The sequence below is a fragment of the Halorhodospira neutriphila genome (assembly GCF_016584055.1).
Classification (GTDB): domain Bacteria; phylum Pseudomonadota; class Gammaproteobacteria; order Nitrococcales; family Halorhodospiraceae; genus Halorhodospira; species Halorhodospira neutriphila.
In genome coordinates, this window is the sequence record NZ_NRSH01000194.1 from 1 (window position 1) to 2,558 (window position 2,558).

Sequence of the window (2,558 nt, forward strand, 5' to 3'; positions counted from 1 at the left end):
GGATGCTCGCCGGCCCCTCGGCCGGGCGCTCCACGGGGGGGCTCTCCGGGGAGCCGGGGATCAGGCGGATGTGGGCGCCGCCGGTGAACAGCCCCGAGGTGCTGATCTGCGCCCGCGTGTCCTGGCGCACCGGCGTGTCGGCGGCGATGCGGATGCGGGCCACCACGCGGCGGGGGTCCGCCTCGTCGAGGGCGAGGTGCTCGAGCTCGCCGACGCTGATGCCGTTGTACCGGACCGGGCTACCGGGGGCGAGGCCGGTGACGTCCTCGCGGAAGACGATCCGGTAGGCCTGGCGCTCGCCGCGCAGGTCGGCGCCGGCCAGCCAGAGGCCGAAGCCGAGCGCGGCGGCGGCGAGGCCGAGGGTGAACAGCCCGATCCAGAAGTGGCGGGCGCGGGTCTCCATAGGTTACGCCGTCTCCAGCCGCCAGCGGGGCTCGCGCTCAGAGGCCGATACGGTATCATCGCCGCACGCTCGCCGCCGCCCCGGTACGCCGCGGCCGGGGCGGCGGCGGTCCGCCCACGGCAGAGGGGGAAGCTTGGTTACCGGCCTGCTGCGCAGCATCTTCACCTTCAGCTCGCTGACGCTGGTCTCCCGGGTCCTCGGCCTCGTCCGGGACGTGGTCATCGCCGCGGTCTTCGGCTCCGGGGCGCAGACCGACGCCTTCATCGTCGCCTTCAAGATCCCCAACTTCATGCGCCGGATCAGCGCCGAGGGGGCGTTCTCCCAGGCCTTCGTGCCGGTGCTCACCGACTACCGCGCCCACCGCGGCCCCGGCGAGGTGCGCGGCCTGATCGCCGCGACCGCCGGCGCCCTGGGGCTGGCGCTGAGCGGGGTGGCGGCCCTCGGGATCGCCGCCGCCCCCGCCGTGGTGGCGCTCTTCGCCCCCGGCTTCGCCGGCGACCCGGAGCGTTTTGCGCTCACCGTCGAGCTGCTCCGCTGGACCTTCCCCTACATCGTGCTCATCTCGCTGGTCGCCTGCGCCGGGGCGGTGCTCCACACCTGCAGCCGCTTCGCCTCCTTCGCCTTCGCCCCGGTGCTGCTCAACGCCGCGCTGATCGGCGCCGCGCTGTGGCTGACGCCGCTGTTCGAGACGCCGATCACCGCGCTGGCGGCGGCGGTGGCGGTGGCCGGCGTCCTGCAGCTGCTGCTGCAGCTGCCCTTCCTGGCCCGGGAGGGGCTGCTCGTGGCGCCGCGGCTCTCCTGGCGCCACCCCGGCCTGCGCCGGGTGCTGCGGCTGATGGGGCCGACGGTGCTCGGCTCCTCGGTGATGCAGCTCAACCTCCTGGTCGACACGATCCTGGCCTCGTTCCTGGTCACCGGCAGCGTCACCTGGCTCTACTTCTCCGACCGCCTCGTCGAGTTCCCGCTGGGGGTCTTCGGCATCGCCCTGGGGACGGTGCTCCTGCCCCGGCTCTCCGCCGAGCACGCGCGCAGCGAGCCGGAGCGCTTCAGCCGCACGCTGGACTGGGGGCTGCGCCTGGTGCTGCTCATCGTGGCGCCGGCGACCGCCGGGCTCATCCTCCTCTCCATCCCCATTCTAGCGACGCTCTTCCAGTACGGCGCCTTCGAGGCCGGGGACGTCCGCGCCTCGGCGCTGTCGCTGGCCGCCTACAGCCTGGGCCTGTTCGGCTTCGTGCTGGTCAAGGTGCTCACCCCGGGCTACTTCGCCCGGGAGGACATGCGCACGCCGGTGCGCTGCGCCGTGGCCGCCGTGGCGGTCAACCTCCTCCTCTCGGTGGGCGCGGTGGCGGCGCTGCGGGAGACGGGCTACGCCCACGCCGGGCTGGCCGCGGCGACGGGGGCCTCGGCGACGGTCAACGCCGGGCTGCTCCTGCGCGGGCTGCTCCGGCGCCGGGTCTACCGCGCCGGCGGCGGCTGGCCGCGGCTGGCCCTCCAGGTGGGCGGGGCGACGGCGCTCATGGCGGCGGCGCTGGCCTATCCGGCCGTGCAGGCCGACGCCTGGCTGGCCGCCGGGCTGCTCACCCGCGCCGGCTGGCTGGCCGCGGCGGTGGTGCTCGGCGCGGCGGTCTACTTCGCCGGCCTCTACGCCCTCGGCTGGCGCCTGGCGGAGGTCCGGGAGCCGCCCGGCGCCGGGGCGGGCTAGGCGAGGGCGGCGCCGGCCCGGGCGCTCTGGCCTAGGGCCACCGGGGGGTAGTAGACTGACCATTTTCGGCGTCAGCCCATGGAACTGATCCGCGGGGTACACAACGTCCGCGCCCGCCACCGCGGTGCGGCCGTTACCATCGGCAACTTCGACGGCGTCCACCGCGGCCACCGGGCGGTGATCGGGCGCCTGCGCCGCGAGGCCGCGGCCCGCGGCTGCCCGGCGCTGGTGATGACCTTCGAGCCGCACCCGCTCGAGCACCTCGCCCCGGAGCGGGCGCCGGCGCGGCTCACCGGCCTGCGCGAGAAGCTGCGCCGGCTCGCCGAGACGGGCGTCGACGGGGTCGTGTGCGTCTCCTTCGACGAGCGCCTGGCCGGCGTGGCGGCGGAGGCCTTCGCCGGCGAGCTCCTCGGCGAGCGGCTCGGCGCGCGCTACGTCCTCGTCGGCGACGAC

The 2,558-nt window shown here is 75.7% G+C and carries 2 protein-coding genes and 1 pseudogene; 2 read left to right on the forward strand and 1 reads right to left on the reverse strand.

Translation table 11 applies throughout. The features are described from left to right. Positions 1–403, reverse strand: a 403-nt coding sequence (locus CKO13_RS11595; protein ID WP_200261202.1) for an MlaD family protein, incomplete at its 3' end; no start/stop codon positions are given. A 133-nt stretch (positions 404–536) separates the two neighbouring features. Between CKO13_RS11595 and murJ the strand changes: the two genes are divergently transcribed. Beyond that, a complete protein-coding gene (murJ, locus tag CKO13_RS11600; protein ID WP_200261204.1) occupies positions 537–2,105 on the forward strand; it encodes a murein biosynthesis integral membrane protein MurJ in 1,569 nt (522 codons plus the stop codon). Between the two features lie 78 nt (positions 2,106–2,183). Further along, positions 2,184–2,558 (forward strand): annotated as a pseudogene (locus CKO13_RS11605) (bifunctional riboflavin kinase/FAD synthetase); the annotation flags it as partial.